At 64.4% G+C, this 14,862-nt stretch carries 14 protein-coding genes; 8 read left to right on the top strand and 6 right to left on the bottom strand.

Going from position 1 to position 14,862, the window contains the following annotated elements:
• Positions 1-192 precede the first annotated feature (192 nt).
• The 3 genes from QMF22_RS03040 to QMF22_RS03030 are packed head-to-tail and all read right to left on the bottom strand — an operon-like array spanning position 193 to position 3,141.
• Entirely contained in the window at positions 193-1,599 is a 1,407-nt protein-coding gene (locus QMF22_RS03040) for a M20/M25/M40 family metallo-hydrolase (RefSeq protein WP_283450235.1), read from the bottom strand.
• Positions 1,596-1,994: a Zn-ribbon domain-containing OB-fold protein gene (locus tag QMF22_RS03035; protein WP_283450233.1), complete on the bottom strand. Its 399-nt coding sequence runs from the start codon at positions 1,992-1,994 to the stop codon at positions 1,596-1,598. The genes QMF22_RS03040 and QMF22_RS03035 overlap by 4 nt, the downstream gene beginning before the upstream one ends.
• The gene (locus QMF22_RS03030; RefSeq protein WP_283450231.1) at positions 1,987-3,141 is read right to left on the bottom strand and encodes an acetyl-CoA acetyltransferase; all 1,155 of its coding nucleotides are present in this window, start codon (positions 3,139-3,141) and stop codon (positions 1,987-1,989) included. The genes QMF22_RS03035 and QMF22_RS03030 overlap by 8 nt, the downstream gene beginning before the upstream one ends.
• Before the next feature lie 140 nt (positions 3,142-3,281).
• Between QMF22_RS03030 and QMF22_RS03025 the strand changes: the two genes are divergently transcribed.
• The 8 genes from QMF22_RS03025 (at position 3,282) to QMF22_RS02990 (ending at position 11,947) form a co-directional block, all read left to right on the top strand.
• Entirely contained in the window at positions 3,282-4,832 is a 1,551-nt protein-coding gene (locus QMF22_RS03025; RefSeq protein ID WP_283450229.1) for an AMP-binding protein, read from the top strand.
• Positions 4,829-6,106, top strand: coding sequence for a metal-dependent hydrolase family protein (locus QMF22_RS03020; RefSeq protein WP_283450227.1), 1,278 nt, complete (start codon positions 4,829-4,831; stop codon positions 6,104-6,106). The genes QMF22_RS03025 and QMF22_RS03020 overlap by 4 nt, the downstream gene beginning before the upstream one ends.
• Positions 6,103-6,933 (top strand): IclR family transcriptional regulator, encoded by an 831-nt coding sequence (locus tag QMF22_RS03015; RefSeq protein WP_283450225.1) that lies wholly within the window; start codon positions 6,103-6,105, stop codon positions 6,931-6,933. The genes QMF22_RS03020 and QMF22_RS03015 overlap by 4 nt, the downstream gene beginning before the upstream one ends.
• Before the next feature lie 263 nt (positions 6,934-7,196).
• Entirely contained in the window at positions 7,197-8,129 is a 933-nt protein-coding gene (locus tag QMF22_RS03010) for a transporter substrate-binding domain-containing protein (protein WP_283450224.1), read from the top strand.
• Positions 8,130-8,131: 2 nt separating this feature from the next.
• Positions 8,132-9,094, top strand: a complete 963-nt coding sequence (locus QMF22_RS03005) for an amino acid ABC transporter permease (RefSeq protein ID WP_283450221.1) — start codon at positions 8,132-8,134, stop codon at positions 9,092-9,094.
• Positions 9,091-9,861, top strand: a complete 771-nt coding sequence (locus tag QMF22_RS03000; protein WP_283450219.1) for an amino acid ABC transporter ATP-binding protein — start codon at positions 9,091-9,093, stop codon at positions 9,859-9,861. The genes QMF22_RS03005 and QMF22_RS03000 overlap by 4 nt, the downstream gene beginning before the upstream one ends.
• 75 nt (positions 9,862-9,936) lie before the next feature.
• Entirely contained in the window at positions 9,937-11,151 is a 1,215-nt protein-coding gene (locus QMF22_RS02995) for a M20 metallopeptidase family protein (RefSeq protein ID WP_283450217.1), read from the top strand.
• 247 nt (positions 11,152-11,398) lie between these two features.
• Positions 11,399-11,947 (top strand): HAD domain-containing protein, encoded by a 549-nt coding sequence (locus QMF22_RS02990; RefSeq protein WP_283450215.1) that lies wholly within the window; start codon positions 11,399-11,401, stop codon positions 11,945-11,947.
• Between the two features lie 6 nt (positions 11,948-11,953).
• Here QMF22_RS02990 and QMF22_RS02985 read toward each other — a convergent pair whose 3' ends face one another.
• The 3 genes from QMF22_RS02985 to QMF22_RS02975 form a co-directional block, all read right to left on the bottom strand.
• Positions 11,954-13,606 (bottom strand): ABC1 kinase family protein, encoded by a 1,653-nt coding sequence (locus QMF22_RS02985; RefSeq protein WP_283450213.1) that lies wholly within the window; start codon positions 13,604-13,606, stop codon positions 11,954-11,956.
• Positions 13,607-13,661: 55 nt separating this feature from the next.
• Positions 13,662-14,210 (bottom strand): PadR family transcriptional regulator, encoded by a 549-nt coding sequence (locus QMF22_RS02980; RefSeq protein WP_283450211.1) that lies wholly within the window; start codon positions 14,208-14,210, stop codon positions 13,662-13,664.
• Between the two features lie 138 nt (positions 14,211-14,348).
• Positions 14,349-14,801 (bottom strand): hypothetical protein, encoded by a 453-nt coding sequence (locus QMF22_RS02975; protein WP_283450209.1) that lies wholly within the window; start codon positions 14,799-14,801, stop codon positions 14,349-14,351.
• Positions 14,802-14,862 lie beyond the last annotated feature (61 nt).

Genomic DNA, 14,862 nt, shown 5'->3' with positions numbered 1-14,862 from the left:
GGTCACACACGCCGTGCCATGGCATACTTTGCGATTTCCCGCGGGCAGGTGCACAACAGATGTCAGGTGATTATGCTGATCACAGTCGCATTATTCAGTGGGACGCGATTCGATCGGCGGGGCCTTGCAGCCCACAACATGTCAGATTTAATCTTTTGCCGCGAGAGCGAGCAGGCGACCCAGCGCGTGATTTCACTCGACGCGCTCCTGCTCCGAGCGCACAGGTCCCTCCCAGCGCTCAACGGTGTGATGGCCGACATGATCGAGGATGGTCGCGCAAATTCTCATGCCGTCCTTGAACCGCGACAGCTCGAAATTCTCGTTGGGGGCGTGATTGTTCTGGTCGGGGTTGGCGTAGGGCACCAGAATTGAGGGAATGCCGAGAATGTCGGTGAAGACGTAGTTCGGCAGGGAGCTGCCGAGGCTGGGCACGACGAAGGGAATCACCCCGGTCGCCTGCTCCACGGCGCCGGCCAGAATCGCAACGTAAGGATTGTCGAGGGCTGTGCGCGAGGGCGGAATCGAGCTGAGTCGCGTCAGCCCCACCATCGGGGCATGCTGCGCCAGGTGCACCTGTAGCAGACGAAAGATCTCGTCCGGATGCTGGCCGGGCACGAGTCGCATGTCGAGGTGGGCTCTAGCGCTGTTGGAGATGACAGTTTTCATGCCCGGGCCGGTGTAACCGCTGGTCAGGCCGGTGATTGTCATCGTCGGTCGCAGCATCAATCGTTCGTAGTAGTCGTGCCCCTCCGGCGAAGGTAGCTCCGTGATGTCGTAGTCGTTGAAGTGGTCGTTCAGATCGAGGGGCAGCCCGGCAAGATTCGCACTTTCAGCGGGCGTTGGCGGTCGCACGCCATCGAAGAAGCCCGCCACGGCAATCTCGCCACTCGGTTTCCACAGCGTGGCCAGTGCCTGAGTGAGCTGCTGCGCGGCGTCGGGCAGCAGACCGCCAAGGCTGCCCGAGTGGGCATCTCGATTCGCCCCGCGCGTGCGTAGCTCGACGCCGAGCTGCCCGCGAGTGCCCAGCACGAGCTGGGGCGTGCCGCTGCGATGCACGGGACCATCCGAGGTTATGGCCAGATCAGCGGCCAGGAGATGGCGATTTTCTCGAACAAGTTCGGCCAGGTGCGGGCTGCCGATCTCTTCTTCTCCCTCGATGAGCACCTTGACGTTCACCGGCAGCTCGCCGTGTGCAGCCAGCGTTGCCCGGAGAGCCCAGAGCTGCGCGAGATGCTGGCCTTTGTTGTCACTGGTGCCGCGCCCGTACATGCGACCGTCGCGAATGGTCGGCTCGAACGGGTCACCCTGCCAGTGCGCGCTGGTTTCGGCCGGCTGCACGTCGTAATGCCCGTAAATGAGCACCGTCGGCCCCCCGGGGTCGACGATGCATTCGCCGTACACCGCCGGCGGCCCAAAGCCCTCGATCAGGTGCGTGCGCAGGCCACTCCCGCACACGCTGTGCTGCACTGCCTGGGCGCACAGGGCCAGGTCGTCCGTCGGCGAAGCGCTGACGCCGGCGATGCCAACGAGGTAGGCGAGTTCTTCGAGCGCTGCCTCGAATCCGGCATCGATGTGGGCGTAGACGTCGTCAATGCTCACGGTGTCGCCAGCCCGAAGACTGGCACCGGCGCCTGCCCCGGCCGTGATCGCCAGCTGACCTGCACCGGGCTGCCGATTCGGCAGGCTTCCCCGGTGAGGTTGGTCAGCAAGCGCGGCCCCTCCTCGAGCTGTACGACCGCCACAACGTACGGGGTCACCAACCCGAGTTCCGGCGCGGCCTTCAGATGTACGGTGGTCTGCGAATAGACCGTTCCCTGGCCGCTCGCCGCGACCCATCCGATGTCATCGCTGTCGCAGGCGAGGCAGAAGGGACGCGGATAGAACTGATACTGCCGGCAGGCTCCGCATTGCTGGATCACGAGCTGTTCCTTGCTGGCGGCCTCCCAGAGATGGGCGGTCGTGGGGTCAGCCCAGTCGAACACTGACTCAACCACGAACCAAAACCGCCGTCGCTGCCGTGGAGAAGAGTCCACCAATGCCATGCACCAGTCCGACCGTCGCACCGGGCACCTGCCGCGCTCCGGCCTGGCCACGGAGCTGCCGCACCGCTTCGATAACCAAGAGGATGCCCAGCGCCCCCGGATGGCAATAGGACAACCCTCCCCCCGAGGTGATCGAGGGGAGGCTGCCGGTGGCGGTCAGATTGCCCTCCTGCACAAACGCGCCAGCGTCGCCGCGCGCGCAGAACCCGACGTCTTCGAGCGCGAGCAGCACGCTGATCGTCGACGCATCGTAGGGCTCGAAGACGTCGATATCGGCGTGCCCGACCTCCGCCATCTGCAGCGCGGCACGAGCGGCCGCGACCCCCGGCGACGCCTCGAGACTCGGCAGCTGCGGAATATGCCATTGCCTCGCACTCTCCCCGGTGCCAGCCACTCGAATCGGCGTATTCGCCGAATCCCGGGCACGGTCCCCGATCGTCAACACGATGGCCCCGCCGCCGTCGGTGACCAGGCAGCAGTCCAGGCGGTGAAGCGGAGCACAGATCAGGCGCGACTCGAGCACATCGTCGATGGTGAGCGGATCACGCTTCCAGGCCTTGGGGTTCAGGCCCGCCCACTGTCGTGCGGTCACGGCCACGGATGCCAGCTGTTCGGGTGTGGTTCCATACTCGTACATATGGCGGGCCGCGAGCAGCCCGAACTGACCCATCGGGGCCGGCAGACCGTACGGCTGTTCAAACTGAGGCGACGTTGCTTTCTCATTCCAGTGATTGAGCTTGCGGGTGGCTCGGGTGCGCTGCCGGGACGCGTACACGATCAGGGCGACCCGGCAGCGTCCGGTCTGCAGGGCGGCCGAGGCATGGCCGAGAAAAGCCACGAAGGCGGCTCCGCCGAGATCGCTGGAGTCGGAGTAACTCGGCTGGATTCCGAGATACTCGCCCACCTGCACCGTGCCCTCCTCGCCGAGGTAGTTCACGAACAACCCGTCAACATCACGCAGGGTCAGACCCGCATCGGCGAGCGCCTCCCGCGCAGCGAGCGCAATCATCGACAGCTCGGAATGGTCGCGCACCTCACCCAATGGCGCTTCGGCTACCCCCGAGATAAATACCTCACGGTCAGGTCCTGTAATCAACATTGCATAACCCCTCGGCGAGCATCGACTGCCATTTCTGTTCATCATATAGACATGTCATCTATCCAGGGATACAGTTTGAGAAATTCCAGGACGCACGAAACACCGACTCACCCGAACCAGGCGACACGGAAAGCGACACCATGACCGCAGACTCACCTTCCATCACCTCGCCGGTCTCCTACGCGCAGCGCATTGCTGACCTCGCCGCCGTACGCGGTGAGCGCACCGCGCTCATTTTCGTCGCCCCCGACGGCAGCGAGAGTTCCCTCAGCTGGGCTGAGCTCGATACGCGCGCCAATCAGATGGCACGCCTGCTGGCGGGCCACGGCGTTGGCCCGACGACCCTGCTCGCAATCTGCCTGCCCACCCGCGCCGAACACATTGTCGCCGCAATCGCCGCCTGGCGACTCGGCGCCTGCACGCTCCCGGTGTCGCCGCAGATGCCGGAGCGGGAACGTCGCGAAATTCTCACGGTGACTGAATCGTGGCGCACCACCGTCATGCTCGTGGAACACGAGGGGCGGTATCCCGGCGATATCGGACTCGACGAGCTTTCGGCACTCGACACCGTTGACGGGTCAGCGCTTCCAGCCATCACCGCGTGGCCGGGAAAGGCGATCTGCTCCGGAGGCTCCACGGGCCGGCCCAAAATCATTCTCGACGACCGACCGTGGCAGAAGATCCCCGGCCAGGGTAGCTCCCTGCACCGGTTCGGCCTGCGCGCCGACCAGACCCAGCTGATCACCGGCCGGCTTTATCACAACATCTCCTTCAGCCTCACGCACAACGGTCTCTTCGAGGGCCACACGGTGATTCTGCTGGAGAAGTTTGATGCCGCCCTCACCGTGTACATCATCGAGCGGCACCGGGTCACTTTTCTCGCCATGGTGCCCATCATCATGCAGCGCATCGCGCGACTGCCCGATGTGCTCACCCGCGACTTCTCCAGCATCGACGCTTTCTATCACAGCGGCGCGGTCTGCCCGGTGTGGGTTAAACGCGTCTGGTTGAAGCTGGTCGAACCGGCGAAACAATACGACTGTTATGGCGGCGCGGAGGGCACCGGAGTGGTCGCTATTCGCGGCGACGAGTGGATGCTCCGCGAGAGTAGCCTGGGCCGGCCGATTGACACGCGACTGAGCATCCGGGACAGCGCCGGGGCTCCGCTGCCGGCCGGCGAGATCGGGGAGATCTTCACCGGGCCCGAGGGCGCCCCCATGACGTTCCGGTATCTCGGCGCCGAACCACCGGCATCCACGGCCGACGGACTGGTCACGCTGGGAGATCTCGGCTGGCTCGACGAGGACGGCTACCTCTTTCTGGCTGATCGACGGGTCGACCTGATCATCACCGGCGGCGCCAATGTATACCCCGCCGAAGTCGAAGGGGTGCTCTCGGAACACCCCGGAATCGCAGACGCCGTGGTGATCGGCGTCGACGACGACGAGTGGGGCAAACAGGTCTACGCCATCCTGCTGCCCACCGACCCGGGCGCGCCGCCCGACGTCGACGAGGTTCGGGCATTCTGCCGGGAACGCCTCGTGCCCTACAAGGTGCCGAAAACTTTCGAGTTCGTCAGCACGAGCTTCCGCGACGACTCGGGCAAGATGCGCCGATCGGCGCTGGCGAGCGATCGCAACCAGCGCCAGGCATCCGTTCTGGTTACGACCTCCGGAGACGATCTCTCATGACCACCCAGCTACGCGCCTTGGTCAATGCCCGGCTCATCGACGGCACCGGTGCCCCGGCCCGCGAGCGGTCGACCGTGATCATCGATGGCGAACGGATCGTCGAGGTGACCGACGACCGCCCTCTTCCCGTCCCGGTTGAGGTCGTCGACCTGGGCGGCGCCACCCTGATGCCCGGCCTCATCGACTGCCACACCCACCATGCTGCCTGGGCGCAGAGTCTTGTCACCCATCCGGAACCGCTGGGGCTGCTGATGTCCCAGACGGTGGCGGCCCTGAAGACGACCGTGGAGGCGGGAATCACGACGGCGCGGGACCTCGGCGGTCTGGAACGAGGCTTCGTTCTGGCCGTGGACCGCGGCGTGATTCCCGGTCCGCGTTTGCAGACCTCGCTGATCATCGTGTCGCCGACCAACTCCCTGATGGACGCCCACCCGGTGTCGGGCGGTGCGATCACGTCCCGCGGACGATACGAGATTCTGCCCGGCCTCCCCGAACCCTGGTGCGACGGTCCGGTCGCCGCGCGGGCCAAAGTACGGGAGGTCATTCGCATGGGTGCCGACGTCATCAAGGTGGCGATGACCGGCAGCATGACTTTCGCGGCACGCCGCCCGCACCGCCCGCTGTTCACGCCGGAAGAGCTCGCTGCCATCGTGGACGAGGCCCATCTGGAGGGAATCCCGGTGTGCGCGCACGCCCACGGCGATCCAGGCGCGATCCTCGCTGTGCGTGCCGGCGTCGACACGATCGAGCACGGAACCTACCTGACCGAGGAGTGCGCACGCGAAATGGCTGATCGGGGCACATGGTATGTTCCAACAATGTGCATCTCAAACTGGCACAGCACCCTGTCCCAGGAAAGTGTGCGAGCCCACACCGTTGACATGCCGGCGCGTCATCGCGAAAGCCTGGCCCTGGCCGTTCGACTCGGCGTACGCATCGCTGCCGGAACCGACACCAACCCGTTCCACGGTTTCGGCCGCACCGGCATGGAACTGGAACTGCTGGTCGAGGCCGGTATGACCTCAGCCGAAGCGATCCGAGTCGCCACCGACCAGTCCAGCCAGTGCATGGGCGTTTCAGCAGACGTTGGCACGGTGGCCGCGGGTAAATTCGCCGACCTGCTCATTGTCGACGGCGACCCGCACCGGGACATCCGCTTGTTACAGGATGCGAAACGGCGCACCGCCGTGTTGAAAGGCGGCCAATTTATGAGCGGTTCACTCCTCTCTATAGCGGATGCCCACAGTCGGCAAACAATGGCGGTCACGGCATGACAACGCACGCCACGGACGGCTCGGAGACCCCCGCCGTCCCAACCGCACTTGCACCAGCCGGCCCCACCACCGATTACATGATCGGGCCGGTCGCTGCGGCCCTGGATATCATGCTCGAGTTCGAGAACGGACAACAGGAGCTGCGCGTCGCGGACATCGCCCGCCGAGTTGGAGTGACCCGCAACAAGGCGTTTCGTCTCATCAAAACCCTCGAATCGCGCGGCTTTCTGCAGCGCTCCGGCGACCACTACCGGGTGGGCAGTCGATTGCTAACACTCGGCGAAGTTGCAGCTCAGCCGATCGAAGCGTTGCGTGCCGCCGCGCAGCCCGAGCTGGAGGCGCTGCAGGCAGAGACCAATGAAACGATCTACCTGCTGGCTCCGGTCGGTACCGAGGCGATCTGCATTTCCCGCTTGGAGAGCACACACTCGCTGCGCATCTCGGTCGACGTTGGAAACAAACGACCGCTGGATTCGGGGGCCGGACAGAAAATGCTGCTCTCAGGCCAGGACGAGCAACGCCTGAGCCAGGTGCTCAGCCACCGCGGGCCGGCGTTCACCGAACACACCATCACCGGCGAGGCCGAGTTGCGCCAAGAACTACAGGAGATTGGCCGCCGCGGTTACAGTCTCAGTCTCGGTGAAGTCGACGCCGGGGCCGGTGCCGTCGCCGCGCCCGTTTACGACTATTCGGGCGAAATGATCGCCGCTCTGGTCATAGGGGGGGCGATGTCGCGGGTGGCAGGCAATCTTGAGGGTGCTTGGAAAGATTTGGTCGTCGGTGCTGCCCACCGAATTTCGACGAGGCTGGGCTTCCACCGACCCTAGCGACGCTTCTGCCAGAGAACCAGAGCGGGTCGCCGTGCCGCAGCTTCGATGCGGTGGCTTCAGCGACCCCGATTAATCGTCAGGCCCGTACGCTCGCCAAAGCAATCAACAGATATACCAAATGTCTATACAGTGATTCACTCCCATGATACGCTCAGCCCCAACTTGTTTGAAACGAGAGTGGGCCGGGCAGCATAAGAAACCACATTTCCAGCAGGCGCGTTGAGTTCAGCCCAATCAACTACAGCAATGGAGCACCGACAATGAACCGTATCCAGGTCGCGAAAACCCTCTGCCTAGCCCTATCAGTCTCGCTCTTAGCCGGCTGCAGTGCAGCCGTCGAACCGGAGAAACCGGCAGCATCCACTCTGATGGACCAAGCCATCCACGATGCCCTACCGCAGGTCATTCAGGACGCCGGCGAACTCACGGTCGTCACGAGTGGCGCAAACCCGCCGTGGTGGGTCACCACGCCCGGTAAAACCGGTGAGTACACCGGTGCCGGCGCCGAGCTGATGGATGCTGTCGCCGAAGTGATGGGCGTCGAGGTCAAGATTGCAACCGTGCCGGACATTTCCGGAGCGTTCGCCGCGATCAGCGCCGAACGTTACGCCTTCGGCTTCTTTCCCTACGCCGACTCGGTCGGTGGTCCCAAGGAACGCCCGGGTGCCGAATTCGTGGACGTTCTGCAGGAGGTCGTTCCTTTTCTGGTCGAAAAGGGCAACCCCAAGAACGTCACCAACATGGACGAGCTGTGTGACGTCACCGTTGCCGCGCTTGCTAATGCCGCAACCTATAGGGTTGCCGAGGCTCAGGCCGTGAAGTGCCAGGAGCAGGGCAAAGACCTCACGGTGCTGAGCGTCGCGAGCGTTCCCGACGGCGTGCTAGCGCTGCGATCGGGCCGAACGGATGCCTTCTTCACCGGCGGGGCCTCGTTGTTCTACGCGGCCAAGGAATCGAACGGCGAGTTGGAAGTCGTGGGAGACGAGTTCTCGAACGGGTTCGCCGGTCAGTTCATGGGTGCTTTGCTCCCCAAGGGCTCCGAACTCTCCGCTCCCCTACTGGCGAGCTTTCAAGTACTCTTCGACAACGGTGACTACGAGAAAATCATGACCAAGTACGGCCTCGACCGCGAACTCATCGACCAGCCCGGCATCAACCTGTACGCCGACTGGCTCGTCGAGAACCCGCAATAGTCATGGCAACTCTGCCGAGTAACCAGACCGACGTCGAGCTCCCGGTCACGCATCAACCCGTGGACGTAGCCCGGGCGCTGTCACCACGCCGCCCGGCCACCTGGGTACTCTCCGTCATCACCGTGGTCGTCGCCGTACAACTCGTGCACCTGTTCCTGACGAACCCCAACTTTGAATGGGACGTTGTCGCACAGTATCTCAACAGCGAAACCGTACTTCAGGGCGTCGTCATGACTCTCTTTCTTACGGTGACGGCGATGACAATCGGTCTGGTTCTCGGCGGCATTCTGGCGGTGTGCCGCTTGTCGGACAACGCCCTCCTGCGCGCGCTCGCCTCGGCGTACATCTGGTTCTTTCGGGGTACACCGCAGCTCGTGCAGCTGATTTTCTGGTTCAACATCGGCTTACTCGTGCCGGTCCTGAGCATCGGCATACCGTTCGGTCCGACCTTCGCCTCGATCGAGTCCAACTCCCTGGTGACACCATTGTTGGCGGCTATCGTGGGTTTGGGTCTGCACGATGCCGCGTACCAGGCGGAGATCTATCGCGCCGGGCTGATTTCGGTGGACGAGGGGCAGCTCGAGGCCGCCAAGGCCCTGGGCATGAAGCCGGTGCGGGTGTTCTTTCGAATCCAGCTGCCGCAGGCCATGAGATTCATCGTTCCGCCCACCTTCAACTCCATCATCGCGCTGGTCAAGGGCACGTCCCTGGTCAGTGTGATCGGGGGTGCCGAGTTGTTGTTCTCGGTCAAGGAGATCTATAGCCAGACTTACCAGACGGTGCCGCTGCTGATCGTCGCGAGCATCTGGTATCTGTTCATCACGACGGTGCTCAACGGCGTGCAATTCTTCATTGAGCGTCACTACGGCCGGGGTTCCAGCCGCAATGGCAGCTCCTCCCCCGTCGTGCGTTTTCTCGATCGACGGGCAGCCGAACGCAATCTGAATCGAGGGATGGAATCATGACGCAGCCCATTCTGCGCATCAGCGGATTACGCAAGCAATTCTCCGGGGTCGAGGTGCTGAAGGGCATCGATCTCAAGGTGCGGGTCGGCGAGACCGTCGCGATTCTCGGCTCGTCGGGGTCGGGCAAATCCACGCTGCTGCGCTGCGTGAACTGCCTCGAGGTTCCCAGCGGCGGGTCGATCTGGCTCGGCGACGAGCTGATGGGCTACCGGCAGGAGTCCGGCGGGGCCGTGCGTCGACTCACCGAAAGTCAGATCGCCGTGCAGCGTCGCAAAGTGGGAATGGTTTTTCAGAACTTCAACCTGTTTCCACACTGGACCGTTTTGCAGAACATTGCCGACGGACCCCGCTCAATTCTCAAACTGAGCAAGGCCGAGGCCATCGAACGCAGCATGACGCTGCTGACCCGGGTCGGCCTGGCCGACCGCGCTCATGCCTATCCGCGTCAGCTGTCCGGAGGGCAGCAGCAGCGGGTCGCCATCGCTCGGGCCTTGGCCCTGGAACCGGCCGTACTCCTGTTCGACGAACCGACCTCGGCCCTCGACCCGGAGAACGTCGGCGAAGTCACCGACGTCATGGCCGCTCTGGCGGCCAGCGGCGCCACCATGCTCGTGGTGACCCACGAGCTCGGCTTCGCTCGGGCCGCCGCCGATCGGGTTGTCTTCATGGACGGGGGCGTCATTCTGGAGCAGGGAACGCCGACCGAGGTGTTCGACAACTCGCAGCAAGCGCGCACTCGGGAGTTCATGCGCAAGACCCTGGTCTGATTCGACAAGTCTCCCGCGGCGGCTCACACTAGAACCACCAGTCAGTCGCATTCAGTCGCATTCAAAGGAGAAACCGTGACCGTACTCGCCGACGCCCGTGAACTTGCCGGAGACATCACCGACCTGCGCCACCGGCTACACCGGGAACCGGAGATCGGGCTCGACCTGCCACGCACGCAGGAGAAGGTGCTCGAGGCGCTCAGCGGCCTGCCCTATGAGATCAGTCTCGGTACCGACACCACCTCGGTGACGGCGGTGCTGCGCGGAACTGGCGCCGGGGCATCCGCTTCACGGCCCGTTGTACTGCTGCGCGGCGATATGGACGCGCTGCCGGTGCAGGAACGCACCGGGCTGGACTTCAGCTCGCGCATTGACGGTGCCATGCACGCCTGCGGACACGACCTGCACACCGCCATGCTGGTGGGCGCGGCGACGCTGCTCGCGCACCATCGAGATCAGCTGGCCGGTGACGTGGTGCTCATGTTCCAGCCGGGCGAAGAGGGCTACGACGGCGCGGGTGTGATGATTCACGAGGGCATCCTCGACGCTGCCGGGCGCCGCGCTGACGCCGCCTACGGTCTGCACGTCATGTCGGCCGGCGCGCCCAATGGGCAATTCCTCAGTCGCGCGGGCACCCTGATGTCGGCCAGCGATGGCCTCACGGTGACGGTACACGGAGCCGGCGGGCACGGTTCGGCGCCGCATCAGGCGCAGGATCCGGTGACGGTGATCGCCGAAATGGTCACAGCCTTACAGACAATGGTCACCCGCCAGTTCGACATGTTCGACCCGGTGGTGCTCTCGGTCGGGGTGCTGCAGGCCGGTACCAAACGCAATATCATTCCCGATTCGGCGCGGCTGGAGGCGACCGTGCGTTCCTACACGCCCGAGTCGCGAGCCAAGCTCGCGCGCGTCGTACCGCGACTGCTGCAAGGCATCGCGGCCGCGCACGGCGTGGAGGTGACGGTGGACTATGTCACCGAATATCCGCCGACCGTCACCGACGCCGGCGAAACCAGCCGGGCCGAGCGTGTGGTGGGCGAGCTCTTCGGCGGCGAGCGTTTCACGCGCATGGTCAACCCGCTGGGCGGCTCCGAAGATTTCTCGCGCGTGTTGCAGCAGGTGCCCGGGACCTTCGTGTTTCTCTCGGCGGTGCCGCGACAGGCGGATGCCCAGGCCGCCGCGTTCAACCACTCCCCCAGGGCGACCTTCGACGACGACGTGTTGGCCGACGGCACCGCCCTGTACACGCAGCTGGCGCTGTCGCGGATGGCTGAGTTGTGCGGCTGAGGCCGCCACCCCTAGCCCGCTGCTGCACAACTGCCACGGATCAGCGGCACGACACGGCACCAAAGTTCACCCAGTTCGCGGGGAGGCGCATGTTGGCGGGGAGTGCTTAGCTGGAGCCAGAAGCAAATTTTGGGAGCAAGAGAATCTACAACCTCACGATGAACAGCGATAGCACGATGGCCGATTTTGCACAGCAACGGCTCATCGTCGTTGCGGGCTACTCCACTTGTCACGACGGAGAGACAAAATGAGCGTTCCACGCCTCTACCTCTCTGTCAACGGATGCCTCTGCCCCCGTTCGGAACCCGACCCCGCCTGGGGTGATGTGGCGAAAGCCTCGATCAGTGTCGAACACGGCGACGGTCACGCATCCACTCGGGATGTGCACTGGGCGCCCCGCCTGATCACGGCACTCGACTCCCTGCTGATGCAATACGGCGTCGAGCTGGTCTGGCTCACCTCCTGGAACGAGCTGGATGCCACCCGGCAACTGCTTGTACCGGAACTGCACGGCCTGTCCGGCGGACGGATGCTCGACGTGACGACTCCGCCGAAAAACCCCGGCCAGACGGATGGCGAGACGGGACTCTGGAAGTCGCAGCGCATCGAAGAAGATCAAAGCGTGCCGGCACCGTTCATCTGGATCGACGACGCCGATGTGCAACTTCACGGCGACAAGGTTCTCACGGCAACGCAGGAGACGCCGTCGCTGCTCATTCCGCCGCACTCCGAGGTGGGTATCACGGTCGACGACATCGCCAGGATGCGTACCTGGCTCGAGCAGCTGCCCGCCTGATAGCAGTCAGACGCGACGGCCCGCGAACAGCGCGTGCAACAGGGGCGCGACCGACGCAACAATTAGTACGGTGCCCAGCACCGCATCATCCGCTCGCAGTAATACTCCCGCGATGAGCAGGGCGCCGAACAACAACGCCGACACCACCTGGCGTGCGGTGCGCTCGAGGCGCGCGATGCGCTTCTCGAGGGCGGGACTGGTGACCGCCACCGTGCCGTCTTCGAATCGGGTGATGAGCTCGTCGAGTCGCTTCGGCAGACGAACGGCAATGCCGACGGTCTCCATCGCCTGCTTCGCGAAGTCCTGCACGAGGTTGCCACTCTCGTCACGCAGCAGCTGCGCGGCGTAGGGCTCGACCGAATCCCAGAGGTTGAACGCCGGGTTGAGCGCGCTCGACACCCCGGAGGTGAGGGACATCGCCCGAATGATCAACAGAAAGTTCTCGGGCAACTGGAACGGCAGCGAGCGCACGACGTCGCCGAACTGCACCGCGAAGTCGCGGAATTCCCGCGGATCGACCTCGCGCAGCTCGGCGAAACCCATGCCGCCGAAACGGGCGAACAACTGCGTCATCGCCCGTTCAAGCTCGGTGGTCTCGGCCGAGGCCAGAAGCACGCCCACGTCGTTCATGGCGTTGACCAGCCCGCGTCCATCGCGCGAAGCGGCCGCGATGAGCATCTTTCGCAGTCCGGTGCGCGTGCTGGTGGGCACCTCGCCCATCATGCCGAAGTCGATGAAGGTCAGCTTCCAGCCGCGCTCGGTGTCGGCGTCGGGGGTGACGAAGATGTTGCCCGGATGCGGATCGGCGTGGAAGAAACCCATGGTGAACATCTGGTCGAACATGACCTCGGCGAAGACGGGAGCCACGTCGGCCGGGGCGATGCCGGCCGCTCGCAGACCATCGACGTCGGTGATCTTGATAGCCGTCACGTCTTCGAGGGTGAGCACCTTGCGAGTGGTGCGCTCCCAGACAATGCTGGGCACGCTCACCCGGTCGTCATCGGGAAAAGCCGCCGCGAAGCGCTCCGAGCTGGCTGCCTCGTGCAGGTAGTCGATCTCTTCGAGGCTCGTCGCCGCGAATTCCTCGACCAGGGCCGGCATGTCGACCCGGTTGTAGACCAGTCGCACATGGCTGAGCCAGCCGCCTACCTTGCGCAGGGCGGCGAGGTCGACGTCGATGATCTGGTCGATGCCCGGTCGCTGCACCTTGATGATGACCCCGTCGAGCCCGGTGTCAGCGGCATCGAGGGCGGTTAACCGAGCTCGGTGCGCCTGCCCGAGCGATGCCGCCGCCACCGGCGTCTCGTCGACCGATGTGAAGGCCCGCTCGAGCGGCATGCCCAGCTCCGCCTCGACAGCAGCGCGGATCGCCGGGAACGGAACCGGGGCGACTTCGTCTTGCAGCCCCTCGAGCTCCTTGGTGATCTCGGGCGGCAGCACGTCGAGGCGCGATGACATGAACTGCCCGACCTTGATCATGAGGCCGCCGAGGTCAGCCGCGAGCACGTGAAATCCCTTGGCGAAACGCTGCATGCGCTTGGAGCGGGTGCGTTCGGCAATCTTGATCAGCCCGATGCGAGGCAGGAACAATTCGAACCACCACGTGATCGCGAGATACCAACTGGCAAATCGCAGAATGCGGCGGTACCGGGCGCGCATATTGCCCGCGCCCGAATTCGAATCGTAGCTACCTCGTCGAGCCAGTGGCACCCGGTCAGTCCTGGGCGAGGATCGAGTAGAGCTTGCGACGCGCCTCGTCGAGAACGGCCACGGCCTCTGTGACTTGCTCGGGCGAACCGGTGCGCCCTACCTGGGCGGCAGCCTGTGCAAGCTCGATGCCGGCCTTGGGCAGTGCAGCGTGGCTGCGGCCACCGGTCGACGCGGAAGCTTCCCACGGCGCGCTGGTGTCGGTGTCAGCGACAGCCTCACGTCCGGCATCGGTGAGCGAGTAGATCTTGCGACCGTTACTCTCTTCGGCGCTGATCAGGCCCTCGTCAGCAAGCAGTTGCAGCGTGGGATAGACCGAGCCTGCGCTGGGCTTCCAGCTGCCGCCGCTGCGCTCCTCGATCTCGTGGATGATCTGGTAGCCGTGCATCGGCTGCTCAGCGAGCAGCGCGAGCACCGCGGTGCGCACCTCGCCGCGACCGGCGCGGGTACCGGTGCTCGATTGCTTCTCGAAGCGGGAGCGGAACTGCTCCATCGCCTGCCAGATGCCGTCCATGTTGCTGGCGTTGAATCCGCCGGTTGGGTATGAATTGCCCATGATTGCCTCCTTGTTATGAAGTGCGAACGATACTCAACGATACCGAACGATGCCCGCGAGCGACCTATCCAAACGGATGCTCAGGGCGAGCTCCCAGACACCGCGTCGCGGTCGGTGTGGCGTTTCGTCCGGTGCGCCCTAACGCTCGTCGGAGGCGGCGTAGGCGTGCGCTCGCGCAGCCATCCGCTTGGCACGGGCACGCAGGAAGAGCAGGAAGAAGACGACGACGGCCACAGCGCCGACACCGCTGATCCACCACGTGTACCAGGTTTGCCCGGCCACGAGGAAGGTCAGCGCACCGGCCGTGATCAGCAGGGACAGCAGGGCCAGGGTGAGATAGCGGCCGTCGGCCTTCTCAAACGGATTTCGTAGTTCGAGTGGCGGCTGGGTCACCGGCGCCCAGACCACGATGAGGAACGTAGCAACGGGTCCGAGAAACAGCGAGATCACGAACCAGTTCCAGCGGGAACGGTTCTTCTGTTCGGCCAGGCCCGCATTTACCAGGGCCAACACGAGCCAACCGCCGCCATTGAGCCACCAGTTGTCCTGCTGCACGGCCTGATAGACGATCTCGTTCCCGAAGTTGGACATGCGTCATGGTCCCACGTATGGCGGGAGCGCGTTGATGCATGACGACCAGTTCTAGCGGTGT

The sequence above is a fragment of the Cryobacterium sp. PH31-L1 genome, from assembly GCF_030063145.1.
Taxonomy (GTDB): Bacteria; Actinomycetota; Actinomycetes; order Actinomycetales; family Microbacteriaceae; genus Cryobacterium.
This window is presented reverse-complemented; position numbering and strand designations above follow the sequence as displayed.

Coding starts and splice junctions, on each gene's coding strand:
- QMF22_RS02980 (WP_283450211.1), bottom strand. CDS start 14,210: ATGGGCAATTCATACCCAACCGGCGGATTCAACGCCAGCAACATGGAC.
- QMF22_RS02985 (WP_283450213.1), bottom strand. CDS start 13,606: ATGCGCGCCCGGTACCGCCGCATTCTGCGATTTGCCAGTTGGTATCTC.
- QMF22_RS03010 (WP_283450224.1), top strand. CDS start 7,197: ATGAACCGTATCCAGGTCGCGAAAACCCTCTGCCTAGCCCTATCAGTC.
- QMF22_RS03000 (WP_283450219.1), top strand. CDS start 9,091: ATGACGCAGCCCATTCTGCGCATCAGCGGATTACGCAAGCAATTCTCC.
- QMF22_RS03025 (WP_283450229.1), top strand. CDS start 3,282: ATGACCGCAGACTCACCTTCCATCACCTCGCCGGTCTCCTACGCGCAG.
- QMF22_RS03030 (WP_283450231.1), bottom strand. CDS start 3,141: ATGTTGATTACAGGACCTGACCGTGAGGTATTTATCTCGGGGGTAGCC.
- QMF22_RS02990 (WP_283450215.1), top strand. CDS start 11,399: ATGAGCGTTCCACGCCTCTACCTCTCTGTCAACGGATGCCTCTGCCCC.
- QMF22_RS02975 (WP_283450209.1), bottom strand. CDS start 14,801: ATGTCCAACTTCGGGAACGAGATCGTCTATCAGGCCGTGCAGCAGGAC.
- QMF22_RS03015 (WP_283450225.1), top strand. CDS start 6,103: ATGACAACGCACGCCACGGACGGCTCGGAGACCCCCGCCGTCCCAACC.
- QMF22_RS03005 (WP_283450221.1), top strand. CDS start 8,132: ATGGCAACTCTGCCGAGTAACCAGACCGACGTCGAGCTCCCGGTCACG.
- QMF22_RS03020 (WP_283450227.1), top strand. CDS start 4,829: ATGACCACCCAGCTACGCGCCTTGGTCAATGCCCGGCTCATCGACGGC.